General features: G+C 64.2%; 2 protein-coding genes and 1 pseudogene. 1 reads left to right on the forward strand and 2 read right to left on the reverse strand.

Annotated features, from left to right (window positions below):
- Positions 1 to 288 precede the first annotated feature (288 nt).
- Both QH276_RS09495 and QH276_RS09500 read right to left on the reverse strand, forming a co-directional pair.
- Entirely contained in the window at positions 289 to 681 is a 393-nt protein-coding gene (locus QH276_RS09495; RefSeq protein WP_280398466.1) for a hypothetical protein, read from the reverse strand.
- Positions 682 to 986: 305 nt separating this feature from the next.
- Positions 987 to 1,217 (reverse strand): hypothetical protein, encoded by a 231-nt coding sequence (locus QH276_RS09500; protein ID WP_280398465.1) that lies wholly within the window; start codon positions 1,215 to 1,217, stop codon positions 987 to 989.
- A gap of 880 nt (positions 1,218 to 2,097) precedes the next feature.
- Here QH276_RS09500 and QH276_RS09505 point away from each other — a divergent pair.
- Positions 2,098 to 2,225: pseudogene (locus tag QH276_RS09505) on the forward strand (phytoene/squalene synthase family protein); the annotation flags it as partial.

The following is a 2,225-nucleotide window of genomic DNA, read 5'->3' on the forward strand; positions in this document are numbered from 1 at the left end:
CCCCCCCCCTCCCCGGGCGTCCCAAAATACCCCCAACCCCCACACCCCGGCCCGGCCCAACCCCCCCCCCCGCCGGTCCGCCGCGCAACGGCTGAACTCCGCACGCTCCGTACCGCCGGCGCGTCGGCCCGACGGCAGCGCGCCTACGCCAGCACCCACCGATCCGAGTTGCCGAATTTTCTACAACCGAAAAGTGTGGGCACGACGCCAGCCGTACCCGACTTGCTCTTCCGCAGCTCAGACGCAGATCGAACGTCTCCAACGGGATGACTGGCCGTGGTCCGGTCCTCAGTCCGCCAGGGGGTGACCCGCGGGAAGCTCGATACCCAACCGATCCCGCTCCTTCTCCGCGTCCGAGTCCAACGTCCATTCCACCCGGACCACCTCGCCGGCGAAGCTCTGCGCGAGATCGCTGCGGATTATCTCGACCACCTCCTCGAAGGTGTCGACCATCTCCCGAATCTCAGTATCCGAGTCGCTTTCGGCCCATGCCACTGACCAGAAACTCTGATCAGGCTGGTCACGGTCCTCATTCCACTCCACATCAACTTCGAGAACGGTTACCGATCCAACATCAGGTTCGCTCACCTCGGGGGCGAGCCTGAGGTTCGGACCAGGCCGGGTGGCGGCTTTCTGCTCGGCACGCTCACGGGCACGACGCTGCTGACGAGATTCAGTCATACACCGATAGTGCCTGAATCAAGTTGCCGAACAAACGGTTTCAACGATCTTGAACCGCTCTACCAGTGCAAATGCGCGACCTTCGGCCGCGTGGCCCTGCTGACTGGTGGCCTGCATTGTGTTCCCGCGCCCCTCCACCGTCAAGGGCGCCCAAGGGCGTCACTACGTGATGGCTATCGCCACCCTTGACCGCGGAGCCTCTACGCGAGAAAGGCAGGCCCTATGGGGCAGGCGGGGAAGCCAGCCCCTGTACGCGCAGACCACCAGCCAGCAGGGCCAAAGCACCCACTCCGGGCACCCAGACTTCAGTTCACGCCATTGGAACTCCTACTCGGTGTTGCCGGCCCGCGGTTCGCCGGACTGAACAACGCCATCACCGCCATGAGCACGTTGACGGCGGTATCCCAGCTATCCAGGTATCCCGCTGCTACGCCCAGACCGACAGCGAAGGAAAGCACCAGGAGGGGGTGCATCTTCTTGCGCTGCGGCTCGATCGGATCGGGGTGCTCATTCTGCGGTTTCAGAGTTAGGCTCATAGCGCCTCCTCGTCCTTCCATGTCTGGGGCAGTTGGCTTACAGCGGCCTCTACCTGCGGGAACAGGTAGAGGCCGCACTCGTATCCAGTTCGGATGAGCAGAGCCTTCCACCAACCTGCGACAGAGAAGTACACAACGATCCCCACCGCGGTGAACTGGCGAAACCTCGCTCTTTTGTTCGAGCGCCATGAGTCCACCAGACCCACAAGGGCAGTGCCAAACCGACCTGTGGATGAAATTGTGGATAACCTGTTGAGAAACCCTGCATCCCTGTGGAAATCGTGTGCATATCGCCATCAAGCCCGACGAGAGCGTTCCATCCGCCCAGGTAGACGAACCAACAGCATGGGGACAGATAAACTTCCGGCGTGTCGGCCGCTTCCATCCCTCGGGCGTGTCGCTCTTGGCCTCAGATCGACACCATCGCATCCATATTGAGTCGAGGCGTCGGACTTACTTTGGTCGCACAAACGTAGGCAGACGCGCCCGTATAGACCCACACATCCGACCGAGACAAAGTTCGAATTTTGCTGTCGGGCAACGTAAACCGGTGGACTTCAACAGACAGCCCCATACAGCAGGAGCAATCAGAAGGTTAGGGGTTCGAATCCCTTCGGGCGCACTCCACTCGATGGAAGGTCCATGCCCACGCGGGCGCGGGCCTTTTATCGTTTCGTCGTGTTTTTGGGGGGGGGCGCCCCCCCCCCCCCCCCGGGCGGGGGGGGGCCCCGGCCCCCCCCCCCCGGCGGGCCCTGGGGGGGGTGTTTTTCGGGCCCCCCCCCCGCCCCCCGGGGTTCGGCCCCCTTTGGTCCCTGCGTTCAGCCCCGCGATACTCGCGGCTGCGCCGCATTCTCTCGCGGGGCTGAACGCAGGGGCGGGCCGCACCCGCCGTACCGATCCGCGGGTGCGCCGCGCCCTCGCACACCTCATCGCCGTCAACCGCGACCTCTACCGCCGCGCTCGTCCGGGTATCGACCTGCTCCACCCGCGCGTCCGCCCAGGTATCCG

The sequence above is a fragment of the Nocardia carnea genome (assembly GCF_029869215.1).
Classification (GTDB): Bacteria; Actinomycetota; Actinomycetes; order Mycobacteriales; family Mycobacteriaceae; genus Nocardia; species Nocardia carnea_B.

What these genes read in the sequence shown, in the direction of transcription:
- QH276_RS09495 (WP_280398466.1), bottom strand. Translation starts at nt 681, where the DNA reads ATGACTGAATCTCGTCAGCAGCGTCGTGCCCGTGAGCGTGCCGAGCAG.
- QH276_RS09500 (WP_280398465.1), bottom strand. Translation starts at nt 1,217, where the DNA reads ATGAGCCTAACTCTGAAACCGCAGAATGAGCACCCCGATCCGATCGAG.